We start from the raw sequence: 17,045 nt of genomic DNA on the forward strand, positions 1-17,045 counted from the left end.
TTAATTTCATTTATCTCATGATAAGGGTTTGTAACCTCTTGCTAAATAGCATTTATCCTATTTGTTACTTATTGACTTCCTTCACAACAAATTTGTTATTTAAATAGGAAAGAATATTACTCAAAATTCATATAACTAGTGAACTACTCCCGCTTTTAAAAGCGGGAGCTTCTTGGGAAGTATCTGCTTTTGTTAGCCAAATATATTTACCAAGCTCTTCGGGTAGTTCCTACCCTGTCTTTTTTTATTTTCCTAATATTCCAACATCAATTTTCCAATGTCTTTTATATTCACTGCAGCATTGTAATCTCTATCAATTTCAATTCCACAGCATTCACATTTATAACTTCTTTCTGATAATTTCAGTTTCTCTTTAACGTTTCCACATTTACTGCAAGTTTTCGACGATGGAAACCACTTATCTATCTTCAAAAATTGTTTCCCTAAAAACATCAGTTTATACTCAAGCATCCTCAAAAATATTCCCCATCCATTATCTCCTACACCTTTCCCAAAATTTAATGCCTGGCTCATCCCTTTCATATTCAAATCCTCAACAACCACAGCATTATACGTTTCAGACAATTTTTTTGATAATTTATGTAAAAAATCTTTTCGACAATTTTTGATATACTCATGCAATTTTGATATTTTCATTTTTTGTTTATACCAATTTTTAGAAAATTTCACTTTTCTTGACAATGATTTTTGTAATTTTTTCAATTTTTTCTCCAACATCCTAAAATATCTTGGATAATCAGCCCTTTGGTTTTCAGAACTGACAAATAATCCAGACATTGAAAAATCAAGTCCAATTACTTTATCACTACTTGGCATTTTTTGAATTTCTTTTTCAAATTCCGTCAAAATAGAAACATAGTAATTTCCATTACTGTTTGTTAGTGTTGCCGACTTTATCTTGTAATCCTTCGGTATTTCTCTATGATATTTTAATTTAACTTTTTTCAATTTTGGCAAAACCAAATATTTGTTTTCCTCAATTCGTATTGAATTATTCACACAATTTGTCGTATAACTTTTAACACTAGTCTTTTTAGATTTGAACTTTGGAAACTTCGCTCTCTTCTGAAAAAAATTTGTAAACGATCGTTTTACATTCAATTGAGCATTTGAAAGTGCTAGACTGTCAACTTCTTTTAAAAATTGATTTTCACTTTTCAAACTGGCAGGTGTAATTATTTTATTTTTTCCAGTTTCTTCATAAATTTTATTCGCAGTGTACAAAATTGTATTGTAAACAAAACGAACACATCCAAAAGTCTTGTTTATCAATAATTCTTACTCTTTATTTGGATAAATCCTGTATTTGAATGCTAAATTATACTTCATAAAATTACACCTCCTTTTGATTTTGAATATTATTTTTAATTATTTCTTTAGAAATTTTATTATTTATAACTTCTCTTCAATATTTTATACAAAAATTGTATCATAGACATATCCTTTTTTCAATTTTTTTACAAAAAAAGCAATTCATCTCCCACTTGTAGAAGTCGGAGACTTCTTGCTATCTTTTTGTTAAATAAGTATAATTAATTTTTCCTTTAAAAGTATAACATAATTTATCTGTTTTATCAAAAGGAATTATTTAGAAAAAAATTAGCAAAAAAAGTAATATTGTGATAAAATAAATTATATGAAAAACTTTTTAGAAAGGATTCAGATTATGCTAATAGATAAAGTGAAAAAAGTTAAAATTACTGATGATATTACGATTGGTAATGACAAGATTTTCTTGATTGCAGGACCTTGCGTGATTGAATCGGAAGATCTGGTTATGGAAGTGGCTGGGAAAATGAAAGAAATTACGGATAAACTGGGCATTCAATATGTTTTTAAGGCTTCATTTGACAAGGCTAACCGTTCTTCAATTTCATCTTTTAGAGGACCTGGACTTGAAAAAGGGCTTGAAATTTTATCAAGAGTCAAGTCTAAATATGGCGTTGCTCTTGCGACTGATATCCACGAACCTTATCAATGTAAAGAAGCTGCAAAAGTAATTGACCTTTTGCAAATTCCAGCTTTTTTATCACGGCAAACCGACTTGCTTGTTGCCGCAGCCAAAACAGGAAAAGCTGTAAATATTAAAAAAGGGCAGTTTTTAGCACCTTGGGATATGAAAAATGTTGTAAAAAAATTTCAGGAAGTTGGAAATGAGAATATAATGCTTTGTGAACGTGGAGCTTCTTTTGGATACAATAATCTTGTTGTAGATATGCGTGGACTTTTGGAAATGAGAAAATTTGGATATCCAGTTATATTTGATGCAACACATTCAGTACAAATTCCAGGAGGAAGAGGTGAAACTTCAGGTGGTAACCGTGATTATGTTTATCCACTTGCAAGAGCGGCTGTATCTGTGGGAGTAGATGGGATTTTTGCTGAAGTACATCCCGATCCCGATAAAGGTCTATCTGATGGACCAAATATGCTAAAATTAGATAATATTGAAGAAATTTTAACAAAACTTTTGAAATATGATAAATTAACAAAAGAATTATAAAAAAATAAAAAATATAAACTTTAGGAGGAAAGATTTATGAGTTCAAAATTATTATTAACACCTGGACCAACAAATATACCAGAAGAATATCTAGAAATTTTAGGAAATGACATTATTCACCACAGAACACCTGAATTTAGAAGAATTATGAAAGAAAACAATGAAAACTTGAAAAAAGTATTCAAGACAACACAAAATGATGTTGCTGTTCTAACTTCTTCTGGAACAGGTTCAATGGAAACTGCCATTGTAAACTTTTTCTCAAAGGGAGATAAAGTTTTAGCTGTAAATACTGGATATTTTGGTGACAGATTTAGAAAAATCGCAGAAATTTATGGCTTGAATGTAATTAATTTACAATATGAATTTGGAGAAAGCTATAAATTGGAAGATGTAAAAAAAGTTATTTCTGAAAATCCTGATTTAAAGGGAATTTTAGCTACTCATAGTGAAACTTCAGTTGGAATTTTAAATGACATAAAATCACTTGGAGATTTGACTAAAAATACTGAAATTTTATTAGTAGTTGACACAATTAGTGGACTTGTAGTAAATGAATTTAATTTTGATGAATGGCATGTTGACGTTGCAATAGCAGGAAGCCAAAAGGCATTTTTAATACCTCCAGGGTTAGCTTTTGTAGCAATTAGCGATAAGGCAAAAAAAGCGATGGAAACTTCTGATTTGCCAAAATATTACTTTGATTTAAAACAATACATTAAATATTTTGAAGAAAAAGGAGAAACACCTTATACTCCAGCAATTGCATTAATTTTAGCATTAAATCAATCATTGAAGGATTTAATCAAAAATGGAATTGAAAATACAATAAAACAAAAACACGAGTTGAGAAAATATGTGGAAGAAAAAGCAGAAAAACTTGGATTTAAATTATTAGTTAAAAATGAAGAAAATAGAACAAATACATTAATTTCTGTTTACAGAGAAGGAATCGTAATAAAATCAATTATTGCCGCTCTTGAGGAAAAGGGTTATACTGTTACAGGCGGAAAAGGAAAATATGCTGAAAGCCTTATGAGAATTGGTATTTTGGGACAAATTTCAAAAGAACAAATTGATGACTTCTTTGTTATCTTTGAAGAAGAATTAAAAAAACAATTATAAAATTTAAAAAATAGGGGCTTGTTTTTAAAAAAATCAGAAGCCCTTATTACATAATATTGAAAAGGAGCGTAAATGAGACCATATTTATTTAAAATTGGAGGTTTTGAACTTAGAATTTACAGTTTGATGTATATTTTAGCTTTTCTTTTTGGAATGTTTATCGCACTTTCAGATGATGTTGCTGAAAAAAGAGGAGTTAATGATCGAAAAATTATTGAAGATTTTGCATTTACAACGATAGTATCAGGATTAATTGGAGCAAGGCTATATTATGTTATTTTTAAATTTGCCGATTATATTGGAAATCCTTTATCCATATTTTATATTTGGGAAGGCGGTCTTGCAATTCATGGCGGAATTATCGGAGCATTTATTGGTGCATGTTTTTATGCTAAAAAAAATAAAATGAATTTATGGGTGCTTACAGATATGGCTGTTGGACCTTTATTATTTGGACAATTTTTAGGAAGATTTGGAAACTTGGCAAATGGCGAAGTTCATGGAGTTCCTACATTTACTCCACTTAGTATAATTTTTTCAGGAAAATTCAATGAATGGTGGATAAAATACCAATCAATGAGCACTACTGCACAAGCTCAATTTAAGCAGCTTGTACCTTGGGGATTAGTTTTTCCGCTAAATACACCAGCTGGATCAGAATTTCCAAATTTGCCGTTACATCCTGCTATGCTTTACGAAGCATTTTTAAATTTAATCGGATTTATAATTCTTTGGTTTTATTTTAGAAAAAAAGAATATAATCCTGGAGTTTTATCAATGATTTATTTAATTATGTATGCGATTATAAGAACATTTGTAAGTACATTTAGAGCAGAAGACTTATTAATTTTTGGAATAAGACTTCCATACTTAATAAGTATAGCTATGATTATTATTGCAATTATTGGAATAAAATTCTTTAGCAGTCCAGAAAGAAAATTTGTACCCGCTAAAAGTGAAGAAAAATAATAAATTATACTAAATTTCATAAAATAGAATAATATAAATAAAAAACTGTCATTTTCACCTTTATCAATGAATTTGACAGTTATTTTTTTTAAATATTCAATATTATTTTTTCGCTTCATCAGATTCTTTTTTAGTTTCAGAATGTCTTTTCCCACGGTTGTCAGCCAATGCATCAACTCCGCCTTTTTCATATTTTTTTACCCATGAATAAATTTGCTGATATGAGATTCCAAATTTACGGATAGTTAAATTATAGTCATGATTATTATTTTGACAAAATTGAACAGCTTCAACTTTAGCTTCGATAGTCTTTCTTACGTGTTTCTTTAATGATGATACTTTTCCATTTTCATCAATACTTCTTCTATAATCTCTAATCCAGTAATTTAGCACACTTACAGAAGCAATATCGTATTTTTTACAAATTTCAAATAACGAACCTTCATTATTTAAGTAGCTTTTAACAGCTTTATCTTTAGTTTCACGAGAGTAATGTCTATTTTTATCTTCAACTTTTATACTTTCTTCACCTATTTCAAGATATTTTTTCTTCCATGTCATTAATGATGACTTCGCAACATTGTATTCCTTTGACAATCCTTGAATAGTCCCTTTCCCTTCCAATATCATTTTTACGAGTTCAATTTTTAGTTCATTAGATACTTTTGATTTTCTTCCCATTAAATTACCCTTTCTAAAATAAAATATACATTCTTTATTTTTTATTTTTTTAATTATATTAAATAATACACAGCTAGAAAATGTGAAATACTTCCCAGAATTACAAAAATATGCCATATCATATGATTAAACTTACAGATTTTCCAAGAATAGAAAATTGTTCCAAGCGAATACAGAACTCCGCCTAAAACCAAATAGATTAATGAAACTCTATTTATATTATTTATTAAATCATTCCAGGCAAATACAATCATCCAGCCCATTATTAAATAAAGCAATGTTGAAAACAATTTGAATTTACCGGTAAAAAATACTTTAAACACAATTCCCAAAATACAGACTACCCATTGAATTGTCAATATAATTTTATTCATTGGAGAATTGACAACTAAATATAGAAATGGAGTATAAGAAGCTGCTATTAAAATATAAATTGCCGAATGATCAAAAATTTCAAATATTGATTTGGCTGTTCCTGGCTTTAATCCGTGATATATAGCCGACATTGTATACAAAACTATCAATCCAAAGCCAAATGCCATAAAGGATATTATCGTTCCAGCATCACGTGTCCAGCTAGCACGTATTGTCAATATTAAAAAAGCCAGAATTGCTAATCCTGCTCCTACAGTATGACTTACAAAATTAGCAATTTCTTCCCCGTGAGAAAAATTTTCTGCCTGTTTATGTATTTCATTTAATATACTTTTTTTAGTTTTTTTATTCATATTTTCCCCCTTAAATACAAAAACATTTATATAATTTTAAAGTTATTTAAATCCTAAACTAATAATTTCAAGAAAGATTAATACTTTTTCTAAAATGATTGTAATCTTTCATTTTATAATTAAAACTATTTTTATAATTTATTATAACAGATGTTTTAATTATATTCAACTAAAAATCTGATTATTATTATATTTTTTTTGTATTTCAAGAAATTAAAAAAGTGAGTTTTTTTATTTGACTCACTTTTAATAAAAATCATTTAAAATTGTTGACGATAGGAAGCACCACCGTATCTTAGTGTTGCCACATTTCTGTCTCCATTTTTGCTCCAAGATATTGGTATATCTATTGTTCCTTTATTTACATTTACTCTAACTGATGAAGGCAGATTTTCTCCATCTTCTGGAACATAAATATTGCTTGCCGCCCTTACCAGCATTTCATGGGCTGATTCTGTCGGAACACTTACACTAAAGGTTTTTTCCGCTGTATTTGATCCAGCTGTTGCTGTTGCAGTTAATGTTGCCCCTTTACTTCCACCACCATAAAATTGCTTATTGACTCTTCCTGACACTGAATATAAGCTTGAATTTGAAGAATGCCATCTTATTGTAACTGGAACGCCATTTGAGGCAGTCATTGATTTCGGAAGGCGACCTCCTTCAGAAACTGACAGCTTGCCTATCACTTCTTGAACCGCTTCAGAATTTCTAGGATCCGATCTTCCTGGAATTTCATTGCTATTACCGTTAATGCTATTATTACCATCATTATTCTGAACTTCATATCGCATTTGGATATTTCCTTCATTTTCAAGAATTTTTTTATCCATATCGTATATTGCATTTTTAGATGAAATCTGATTTTTACCTTGATAAGTTACTACATTTCCATTTAATTTTATCTTTTTGTCCTTCAGATAAATTGTAGCCTTATCAGCACTTGTATTAATTGTCTTAAATTGCGGCAATGTACTTACGATCTTTACATTATTTCTAGCATATCCTTCCTGCTTATTCATATCCATATACAAATAATTTGCAGTCATTTTAGTATTATTCTTAAAGTCAACCATAACTTTATCTCTTGCAAGTATGAGGTTTCTTCTTGAATCCATTTCATTATATTGGGAATCCAAAGTAATATCTTTATATGTCATACGTACATTTTCCTTAATTTCACTACGTGTAATACTCATATTACTTCCATTTTTATGGGAAACAAAATAAACTTTTGCAGTATTTCCGACAAAATGTACTGCTTCTGATTCCACAAGCGGTCTTGGATCATGTATCAAATCCTTTACATTACCTCTAATTTTTCCTTTTACATGTCCATCAAACCTAAATTCCTTTCTCTCAAAACTTCCCTGTCCAACATCAGATGAAATTTTGTCCCCTTGAACACTTGTCATTTCCATTTTATTTGCAAAAATATCTTTTGAAATTGTATTCATTTTTCCGTTTGCACCATGAACATTAAAATTTTGTTTCTTTACATTAAAAGGTCCATTCATAGTAGCATTTCCTGTAGGAAAAACATACACAAGCCCTGTTCCATCCATTTTATAATCATCATAATTAGCAGTATAATAATCACTTGTAGTCATAGTGTGCGTTTTCAAATCATAAACTCCACTTCTATAAGTTCCTGTCGTTCTTCTCGGCAAGTAATTATAAGTACCATTTCCATCACCAGTTATTATATTGGCAACTTTATCATAAAAAACATGATCTCCTGTAATTATCATCGTTTTTCCCGTATATCTAACATGTCCTCTTCCATCAACTTGTTTCTTGTCAACAAGATAAACAGCGCTGTCTCCTGTAATTACACTTTCCTTGCTCTTATAAACAACATGTCCATTTCCATTAATTTGTTTTTTCTTGATGAAATATACGGCACTGTCTGCTGTAATTACACTTTCTTTCCCTGTATAAACAACATTTCCAAAACCTTCTACTCTTTCATCATCACCATTCATATAATAATCCGCCTTTTGAGCATCCAGCTTGCTTTCAGGAGAAGTGTAATGTACATGACCTTCTGCATTTCCTATTTTATTAATGTCATCATATCGCATCTTATCTGCTGTAAGCATTCTTTTAGTTTTTTCTTCCTTATAGACAACATGACCTTCTGCAAAACTTACCTTTGTCGGATCATTATACGTAATCTTATCTGCTGTCATAGTTTTTTTGTCTTTTTTATTATTATATTTTGCATGCCCTGTCGCTACAATCGTTTCAAACTTCGTTGTCGTTTCAACTTTATCCGCTTCAGAAAAAGTATCGTCAAAGGTATTTACCAGTTTTGTTTTTACTGGTGAAATTAGCTGATCTCCCTGCTTTTTATAATCTACCCGTTCTGTATAAATTTCCCACTTTCTGTCCTTTGTTGTACCAACAACTTTTTTCATCAATGAAACATCAAGTGTCTTGGTATTTACAATCCCTTCTTTCCCGGAAATTACCATCTGTTTTTTTACAAGATCCACGATTACATTTTTAAACCTGATGACTTCATCTCCTTCAGATCCAATTTGCTCATCAGCATAAACAATCGCTTCATCCCTTAACCTGTACACAACCTTTTTAGCCTTCATATCCTTTTGCATCTGATCAAGCGGTGCCGGAATTTTTTTAAAGAATACCGCATATATAAAATATATCAGTATTAATATAAGCCCTCCATAACCTATTTTCTTCCACATTATTTTTTCTCCTATTTTAATTATCTTTTTTCATATTTTCCTTCAGTTCAAACAAAAATTTCATCGCATCCATCGGCGTAATATTATTTATATCATAATCTTCTATCTTATTCACAATTTCTTGTAAACTTTCCTTCTCTTTTTCAATTTTCAGCAATTTTTCCTCATAAAACTGATTATTTTCAATATTTTCAGAATCCTTTTCAATTTCCTCAAAATCATCTTCAAATTCTAAATTTTCACCAAAAAGCGAAAGCTGGTGAACATCCACAGTTTTTTCAATAAGCTCCTTCTTCTGCTCCAGCCTTTTTAAAATTTTCCTGCTTTCAACAAGTATCTCCTTTGGAAGTCCAGCCAATTTTGCCACTTCAATCCCATAAGACTTATCCGCTCCACCTTTCACAATATTTCGTAAAAACATTACTTTTCCCTGTTTTTCATCCACTTCTATCCGATAATTTACAATATGTGAAAATTTATTTTCCAAATCAGTAAGTTCATGATAATGTGTTGCAAAAACTGTCTTAGCACCGATTTTATCGTGAATATACATTGAAATGGCAGTCGCTATAGAAACTCCATCGGTTGTGGAAGTTCCACGTCCAACTTCATCTAATATAATAAGACTTTTTTCAGTCGCATTGTTCAGAATGTTGGAAACCTCGCTCATTTCCACCATAAACGTACTCTGCCCTGTCAAAATATCATCAGAAGCCCCAATTCGTGTCAAATACTTATCTATAATCGACAACCTCGCCTTTCCAGCAGGCACAAATGAACCAATTTGAGCCATTATGGAAATTAGTGCAATTTGCTTCATATACGTTGATTTTCCTGACATATTAGGCCCTGTCAGTACGACAAAGCTTTCTTTTTCAGTAAAAATCGTATCATTTGAAACATAATCTGTCCTTCCAATTAATTTTTCCACAACTGGATGCCTTCCATCCACAATTTCAAAGGAATATTCTTCACTCATTTCAGGCTTCACATAATCATTTTCAATGGCATTCACTGCAAAAGACACCATCACATCAATATATGACAGCCTTTCCGCCAATTCTGACAAAATTTTCCGATGTTCTTTTACTTTCCCGCTAACTTCCTTAAATAAATGATATTCCAAATCTTCGATTTTTGCTTTAGAATTTATTATCGTATCCTCATATTTTTTCAGCTCAGGCGTAATATACCGCTCTGAATTTGAAAGTGTCTGCTTTCTTATGTAATGCTCTGGCACCATATTCAGATTTGACTTCGTAATTTCAATAAAATAACCAAAAACTTTGTTGAATTTTATTTTCATATTTCTAATTCCAGTCGCTTCCCTTTCCCTTTGCTCAATATCCAGCAAAAAGTCCTTCCCAGAATTCATAATATTTCTAATTTCATCCAGTTCCTGACTGTACCCAGATTTTATAATTCCGCCTTCCCTCACAGAAAACGGTGCATCTTCATTTATACTGTCATCAATTATTTTATAACACTCAAACAAAATATTTACATCAATGCTCTGAAAAAAATCAGTATTTTCCAAAATTTTCATTATTTCAACAGCTGATTTTATTGTCTTTTTCAATGCCGTCAAATCTTTCCCATTTTCACTCCCAAAGATTATTTTCCCAAGAAGCCGCTCCAGATCATAAATATCCTCAAGTTTCTCCCTCAAATCTTCACGAATCAAGATATTATCAATAAAATACTGAACATCCTCCTGCCTTTTCTTTATTTTATCAATATTCAAAAGCGGATTATTTATAAATCTCTTTAATAGCCGTGTTCCCATCGAAGTTTTACACTCATCCAGAACCCACAAAAGCGACCCATACACAGTTTTTTCCCTCTGATTTTTCAAAAGTTCCAAATTTCTGCTTGTAATCGCATTTATTTCAGCATAATTGGAAATATTCACAAACTCAATTTTCTCCACAGTCAATTCATGCTCAACCTGCATAGTAGCCACATAATCAAGCGCCATTGCAGCAGCTCCAATTATCCCCTTTTTATCCTTAATTCCATAACTTTCCAGCGACACAATCTCAAAATACTCCATAAGATACTTAGCACTATCCCGAACTTTATTCACAAAAGTCACAACAGAATCATTTTTTTGTAAAAAATCATCTAACTTTTCCTTAATTTCCCAATAAAAATCCTCTGTTACAAGCACTTCCTTAGGCTCAATCTTATTGACTTCATTAAATAATTTTACAAAATCATCATCCTTTTCAACTTCCGTTACCTTAAACTCCCCAGTTGTTATATCAATATATGCAACTCCAAGTTTATTTTCAACTTTCAAAATGCTCATCAAGTAATTATTGCTCTTTGCATCAAGCGCCTCCACATCCACAACTGTCCCTGGCGTTATAATCTTCACAACTTCCCGTTTTACAATTCCTTTTGCCGTCTTAGGATCTTCTGTCTGCTCGCAAATTGCAACTTTATATCCTTTTGAAACAAGTTTTGTTATATATGAATCTGCCGAATGAAACGGAATCCCCGCAAGTGGAACATCTGCATTTTTTTCCTTATTTCTCGAAGTAAGGGTAAGTCCCAACTCCTTCGACGCCTTTACCGCATCCTCAAAAAACATCTCATAAAAATCACCCAGTCTAAAAAACAATATAGAATCCTCAAAATTAGATTTTATCTCCTTATATTGCTTCATAAGCGGTGTATCTGCCATTGTTATTTTACCTCTGTTCTATCTTTATTTTTTCGTTCTTAAATTTTATCATAGTTTATTTTTTTTTTCAATTTTTTAAAAAATTAATAAATATTTTTTCTTTATACAAAATAAATTTTTTATTTTAAAAACCGACGGAGCTTTTATTTGTTCAACTACGACTGTTTGACGACTGAAAGGAGGAGTTTCGGAGTTGGGCAAATAAAAGTCGTAGTCTAGCCATAGGTATTGCGTAGCAATCTTGCCACAATTTTAATTATTAAGATAAACCTTTACTGCAAGATAAGGATTTGCGGCAATGAGCAATCCTGCGAAAATAAATAAAGAAAAAACTTAATAATACAAAGAAAATATTTATTAATAACAACATATGTTATAAATCCTTAATAAAAAAATCGAGTTTTAATTTATCCTTTTTAAAATTTCACTATAAACTCTTTCACAATTTCCTTTATCCACATACTTCAAGAACTTCTCTCGTAACTTATCAGATTTCTGCTTCATCTCCTTATCATAATGAAAATTATTTTCAGAAATCTCAATAATTTCCTCTACACATTTTTCCACAGTTTTAACCTGCTTTCCAAATAAATCCTTATCTAAATTCACATAAGATCCAACTTTTTCTTCATATTCACGTTTATCAAACTGGAAGAAGATAATTGGCTTGTTTAGATAATAAAAGTCGTAGGCTACGCTTGAATAGTCTGTTATTAATAATTTTGATTTTTGCAGTTCCTCAGTTATATTTACTTCTTTCGGAAGTATTCTTATATTTTTTCCAAGTTTTATATTTCCAAAATTTTTTAAATGATCCTGCATTAATTGATGAATGTAGACATTCAATTTAATATTATTTTTTTCCAGATAATCATTTAATTTTTTATCTGTAATTAAATTTGAGATATTCTGAAAATATTTTGTATCTTCAAATTTTTGATTTTCTGATTTTAGCCAGTTTCGCCAAGTTGGCATAAAAAATATTTGTTTTTCAGCGATTTCCAAGTTATATAATTTGTCATATCTTGGATAACCTGTTATAACTGCTGTTTCTTTCGGCACTTCCCACCAGACTTCTGTTTTCACTTTTCTTTCAAATTCTGAGTCGCAGATATTTAAATCATAGGATTTTACAAGGGCTTCTGCCACTTTTGCCGTCTTTGGATTCATTGCTTGACGTACTTTAAAGCCTACTGTTCCGTGATTTAGAAATACTTTAAATATTTTTTTGTGAAATTTGTTTATTAACGGCACTACAAAAAGGTACGGGGCAATATCTGCAGAAATTGAATGGGAAAATAACGCAACTTTTGCATTCATAAAATAAAGGTAGCTCTTTACACTTCCTTTTATCAGTTTTTCTCCTGGAATTTTTTTAGCAATTTTAGCATTTTTATTTATTACCCAGTATATTTCCTCCTGCTGTTTTGACCGTAAATATTCATACATCGCACGTCCATTATCCACAAAAAGCTCTCCTGCATTTCCGCCCACAAGCCAAATATTTCTATTTTTGAACTTGCCTTTGTTAAATGGATAAATAAGATAAGCTATTATCATATTTATCAAACATTTTACCTTATCCATATTCTTCTCCTATTTTTTAAATTTCATATTTTGTATATCCAACTTTTCTGCCCTTCATCACAACTTTATGATATTTTTTATTTTTTGTAATAATCGTTCCGACAAAACTTCTAAATTGCCGTTTCCAGTATTTTAGAATGTAAAATTTATTTTTTCTGCCCTTCACTTCCTTTTTTACCAATGCTCCAAATCCCAAAGCATATTTATAGGCACGTTCCAGGTCACTGTAATTTCCTTTTTTAGCTGGATGAAAAATTATGTCGTTTGCAAAATATCTTCCCTTGTAGCCCTTATGAAGCAATGTCAGCACATAGTCAGTCTCTTCCCCGCTTCCAAAAGTTGCACCAACTCCTAAACTTTCATCAAATAAAATAATATCATCTTTTTTATAATTCACAAAAAAAGTTATAGACTTCACAGTTTTATCCACATTATTCTTGGCTATTTCCATATCCTTTTTTTCCATAACACCTGTTCCATAAGTTTTCCCACGTTCAAGTGTACGGCATGAATAAATTCGATAATCTTTCTTTTTTTCAAAAAAAGCAACAACTTTTTCCAATGTGTCAGGCTGATACTCACAGTCATCATCAGGAAATCCCACAATTTCACCTTCCATAAGCACAAGCCCTCTATTTCTGTTTAAACTAAGCCCTTTTTCATCACTTTTCGCATATTTTATCTTAAATTCCTCTTCATAATTTTTTACAATTTCAAAAACTTCATTTCCTTCATTTTGATCCACCACAATCAGTTCAAAATCCCTATAAGTCTGTGTTTTCAGACTTTTTAAAAACAATTCAAGTTCAGTTGTGACATTAATTGTCGGCATTACAAGGGAAACCTTCATATTTTATATCTCCTTTTATTTTTTTAATTTTTTATTTTATATCCACAGTTGTTATATACGGAAGATGATCCGATAATTTTGTCCAGTCTTGAGTTGCATCATTGATAAAATAACTTGACTTCACCTTCCATTTTTTTGACTGACTTCCAAAAATATAGTCAATTCTTGGATCTGAAAGTGATCTTGCTCCACTAAAATTAGCTTCCATATATGTATCTCTCCAGTCCTTTGTCATTTGTCCATAATATTTTGTTGATGGCAAAAAATTAAAATCTCCGCTTATAAATTTTATATCATCTTTATCAAAAAATTTTGTAAGTAAATCAAGTGATTCCATTTCCTCAGGTTTTATACTTGGCTTAAAGTCTAAATGTGTATTCATAACTAAAACCTTTTTACCAAAAGTCTTTTTAGAAAGTTCTGCAACTACAAGCTGTCTTCTTTCCTCACCTTCTGAGGGCAATTCATAAGTGTATATTTTCTCAAGCGGATATTTTGAGATAAATGAAATTCCATATTCCCCGCCATCATAATCTCTCGATTTTTTGAAAAAATAATAATCATATCCCAAGACTTTTGCAATATCAGACGTTACATCCCTAAAATTGCTTCTCTTTGTAAATTTATCAACTTCCTGAAGTGATATAAAATCAGGTGCATACGGCTTTATGCTTTCTCCCAATTTCTGTCCGTTTGTAAGCCTTGCCCCATAAATATTATACGTCATCATCTTAAATTCCTTTGCCCAGCTAACAGTCGCCCCACAAATCATAAGCGACAATAATACTTTTTTTAATTTGCTCATTTTTCTCTTGTTTCTCCTAATCCTTTGTTTATTATATAAATATTTCATTCCATTATATCACTTTTTTTAGTATCTACCAACTTTATTTTTTCCTTTGTCTTTTATTTACGTTTTTCCTTCAAATAATACCTAGCAATTATCCTAGCCCTCTTCATTAACTTTTTTACTCCCGACAAATGCTTCGCTTCCAAAAACAGCCTCGCCTTCAAACTGCTCCAGCTGTCATTCCACCAATGTATCCCATAAGTTTCAGATTTTATGCAGTCATCTGTATATTTTTCATGAAACCCGTAAGGATAAAAATATTCTTTCGGAAAAATCACTATTTTCCCATCTTCCAATAAATTTTCTCTTTTCTCGCTCAAATTATATTTTTTCTCAAAAACATACGTAAATATTTTGGGAATCGTCCAAACTGGCTTTTCCCAAATCTCTTTTTCATAAAACTCTTTAATATCCTTCAACACTTCATTATGCTTCGTTGTCCCAAAAATCCCAACACTTATATGCTTTTCATCTTCATAACCTCTGAACCTCCCACGACTAAAGTCGCAGGGTTCTAAAATCTTTAAAAATATTTAAAAATTTTCCAAGAAGTTTGATAGTCCTATGCTATCCTTATTCTTTTAGGTGTGTTCAGTTCACCTCTATTGTATAGGACGCTTAAGTCCACAACTTTACTTTTTCTTAATATATTTAATGCTCCATTACAATCTGCATTTAATTGATAGCCTTTACTTGTTTGATATAGTCCTCTTTTTATTCTTTTTCCACTGAATATGTATTCTTGCGGATTTTCTTTATCATATATTGGGATTTCATCTCCATCAAAGAAACTTGCTTTTGATGTATAACTCTCTTCTTGCAGTTTAAATTCTATTCCATATAGTTTACATAGATATATTAATTTATCTCTTAATTTTCCATATGGTATATTTACAAAATTTTGATTATTTATACTTCCAATATTTGAATTTCTTTGAAAATCTTCATTATATCCTAGAACTATTTTTCCTATATCATTATTAAAACAATAATTTATAATTATTCTTGCTGCTTTTGAAAGATAATTATTTATGCGATTATTTCTCTTTCTAGCTATTCTCTTTTGTCTTAATGTTATATGCTCTATCTTTTGCTTATCTTTTATGCTTTGCAGCTTTGCATTTGTCTTGTTGTAGTGCTGATTTATTGACTTTAATTTTCTACCGTCTATTATGAATGAAGCTCCAGCATTTGTAACACAAGCACAAAGATTATTTATACCTAAATCTATTCCTAGTACATTTTCTTTATTTAATTCCCTTTGAACTCCTTCTACCTCATAAATGTATTGAATTTCAAAGTACCTAGAATGTTGTTTTGGTATTATTCTAATCTCTTTTATTTTCTTGTTTTTTAATACTGGTGGTAGTTTTACTGCGATTTCCTTATGTGTCTTTCTAAATGAATTTGAATAAGGAACTATCAGCATACCATCTTTTAATCTAACAAAACCTATAACAAGAGTTGTAAATCCATCTTTAGCAAGATATTTAGGTAATTTTATATCTTTAAAATTATATTGACCATTCTTAGCAAGTTTTAAAAGTCCAAAAAATGATTTAAAACTTCCATCTACTTCTTTTAGAATTTGTTGCGCCATATTGGAATTTAACTTCTTATAGTTCTCGCTGTTTTTAAGTATTTTATAGTTTTCATTATAACTTAAATACTTTTTATTTTCAAAATAGTATTGTCTAACATTGTATATAGCCTGATTCTTTAAATTCTTAGCTATATGGCACAAATATTTTAAATTTCTAAACTCCTTTTTACTAAGATGTTTTACCTGTTGTTTTAAAGTTAAATACATAGATATCACCTCCTTTTCATCAGAGATAATTATACCGTATATTCTACATTTTATCTATTAAAAAGTAATATTTTTTAAATATTTTTAAAGTTTTTAAAACCCCGCAGCAGCGGGAAGCATCGTTCACATAAGTACGCTACTACTTACGCAGTTCTCTTATGAACTTCTTGTTATCTCTAACAAGCACAGACTATATCTTATCCATATCCTGTTTCAAGGACTTAGGCGAAACCACTTCCAATACCAATCGCTTGTATTGTACTCCCCTCACGAGGGATAGTCGTTGAACTTTCCTTTTCAGGCTTAGATGCTGATTGTCTATTATCATAATGTTTAGGATTTAACCTTGCACCATCTAGTATATTTTTTCTGCTTTCGCCACCATCACACTTATACTATACTCGCACTTAAATATTATGTTGTGGTTATACTAGCTTTAAGAGTTCCCAGCAATTCAGTTTCTTTGTTGCACGGTTTTGCTCCGTGTCTACATACAAGTTTCCCTATATGCTTACTAA

At 30.6% G+C, this 17,045-nt stretch carries 13 protein-coding genes; 3 read left to right on the plus strand and 10 right to left on the minus strand.

Translation table 11 applies throughout. The features are described 5' to 3' along the window. Window positions 1-252: 252 nt before the first annotated feature. Window positions 253-1,293: a transposase gene (locus FVE74_RS09005; protein WP_232053937.1), complete on the minus strand. Its 1,041-nt coding sequence runs from the start codon at window positions 1,291-1,293 to the stop codon at window positions 253-255. Window positions 1,294-1,687: 394 nt separating this feature from the next. Between FVE74_RS09005 and kdsA the strand changes: the two genes are divergently transcribed. The 3 genes from kdsA to lgt all read left to right on the plus strand — a co-directional run bounded on the left by kdsA (window position 1,688) and on the right by lgt (window position 4,618). Then, complete coding sequence (kdsA, locus tag FVE74_RS09010; RefSeq protein ID WP_060917602.1) at window positions 1,688-2,524, plus strand: 3-deoxy-8-phosphooctulonate synthase; 837 nt, start codon at window positions 1,688-1,690, stop codon at window positions 2,522-2,524. A 36-nt stretch (window positions 2,525-2,560) separates the two neighbouring features. Continuing rightward, window positions 2,561-3,649 carry a pyridoxal-phosphate-dependent aminotransferase family protein gene (locus FVE74_RS09015; protein WP_018498746.1) on the plus strand — a complete coding sequence of 363 codons (1,089 nt, stop codon included), beginning with the start codon at window positions 2,561-2,563 and terminating at the stop codon, window positions 3,647-3,649. Window positions 3,650-3,721: 72 nt separating this feature from the next. Continuing rightward, the gene (gene lgt, locus FVE74_RS09020; protein WP_147004226.1) at window positions 3,722-4,618 is read left to right on the plus strand and encodes a prolipoprotein diacylglyceryl transferase; all 897 of its coding nucleotides are present in this window, start codon (window positions 3,722-3,724) and stop codon (window positions 4,616-4,618) included. 102 nt (window positions 4,619-4,720) lie between these two features. Here the strand turns inward: lgt and FVE74_RS09025 are convergent, their stop codons facing one another. The 9 genes from FVE74_RS09025 to FVE74_RS09065 form a co-directional block, all read right to left on the minus strand. Then, window positions 4,721-5,299 carry a helix-turn-helix domain-containing protein gene (locus FVE74_RS09025; RefSeq protein ID WP_147004227.1) on the minus strand — a complete coding sequence of 193 codons (579 nt, stop codon included), beginning with the start codon at window positions 5,297-5,299 and terminating at the stop codon, window positions 4,721-4,723. Window positions 5,300-5,352: 53 nt separating this feature from the next. Beyond that, complete coding sequence (gene trhA, locus FVE74_RS09030; protein ID WP_147004228.1) at window positions 5,353-6,027, minus strand: PAQR family membrane homeostasis protein TrhA; 675 nt, start codon at window positions 6,025-6,027, stop codon at window positions 5,353-5,355. A gap of 260 nt (window positions 6,028-6,287) precedes the next feature. After that, on the minus strand, window positions 6,288-8,741 hold the full coding sequence (locus tag FVE74_RS09035) for an LptA/OstA family protein (protein WP_147004229.1): 2,454 nt from the start codon (window positions 8,739-8,741) through the stop codon (window positions 6,288-6,290). A gap of 16 nt (window positions 8,742-8,757) precedes the next feature. Further along, on the minus strand, window positions 8,758-11,430 hold the full coding sequence (gene mutS / locus FVE74_RS09040; protein WP_147004230.1) for a DNA mismatch repair protein MutS: 2,673 nt from the start codon (window positions 11,428-11,430) through the stop codon (window positions 8,758-8,760). Between the two features lie 402 nt (window positions 11,431-11,832). Further along, window positions 11,833-13,017 carry a CDP-glycerol glycerophosphotransferase family protein gene (locus tag FVE74_RS09045; protein ID WP_147004231.1) on the minus strand — a complete coding sequence of 395 codons (1,185 nt, stop codon included), beginning with the start codon at window positions 13,015-13,017 and terminating at the stop codon, window positions 11,833-11,835. Window positions 13,018-13,033: 16 nt separating this feature from the next. Beyond that, a complete protein-coding gene (locus FVE74_RS09050; protein WP_147004232.1) occupies window positions 13,034-13,867 on the minus strand; it encodes a glycosyltransferase family 2 protein in 834 nt (277 codons plus the stop codon). Window positions 13,868-13,898: 31 nt separating this feature from the next. Continuing rightward, window positions 13,899-14,672, minus strand: coding sequence for an endonuclease/exonuclease/phosphatase family protein (locus tag FVE74_RS09055; RefSeq protein WP_060917661.1), 774 nt, complete (start codon window positions 14,670-14,672; stop codon window positions 13,899-13,901). Between the two features lie 101 nt (window positions 14,673-14,773). Continuing rightward, on the minus strand, window positions 14,774-15,139 hold the full coding sequence (locus FVE74_RS09060) for a hypothetical protein (protein WP_232053939.1): 366 nt from the start codon (window positions 15,137-15,139) through the stop codon (window positions 14,774-14,776). Between the two features lie 140 nt (window positions 15,140-15,279). After that, the gene (locus tag FVE74_RS09065; protein WP_147004233.1) at window positions 15,280-16,527 is read right to left on the minus strand and encodes an RNA-guided endonuclease InsQ/TnpB family protein; all 1,248 of its coding nucleotides are present in this window, start codon (window positions 16,525-16,527) and stop codon (window positions 15,280-15,282) included. Between the last annotated feature and the right edge of the window lie 518 nt (window positions 16,528-17,045).

The sequence above is a fragment of the Leptotrichia wadei genome (assembly GCF_007990445.1).
GTDB classification, from domain to species: Bacteria; Fusobacteriota; Fusobacteriia; order Fusobacteriales; family Leptotrichiaceae; genus Leptotrichia; species Leptotrichia wadei_A.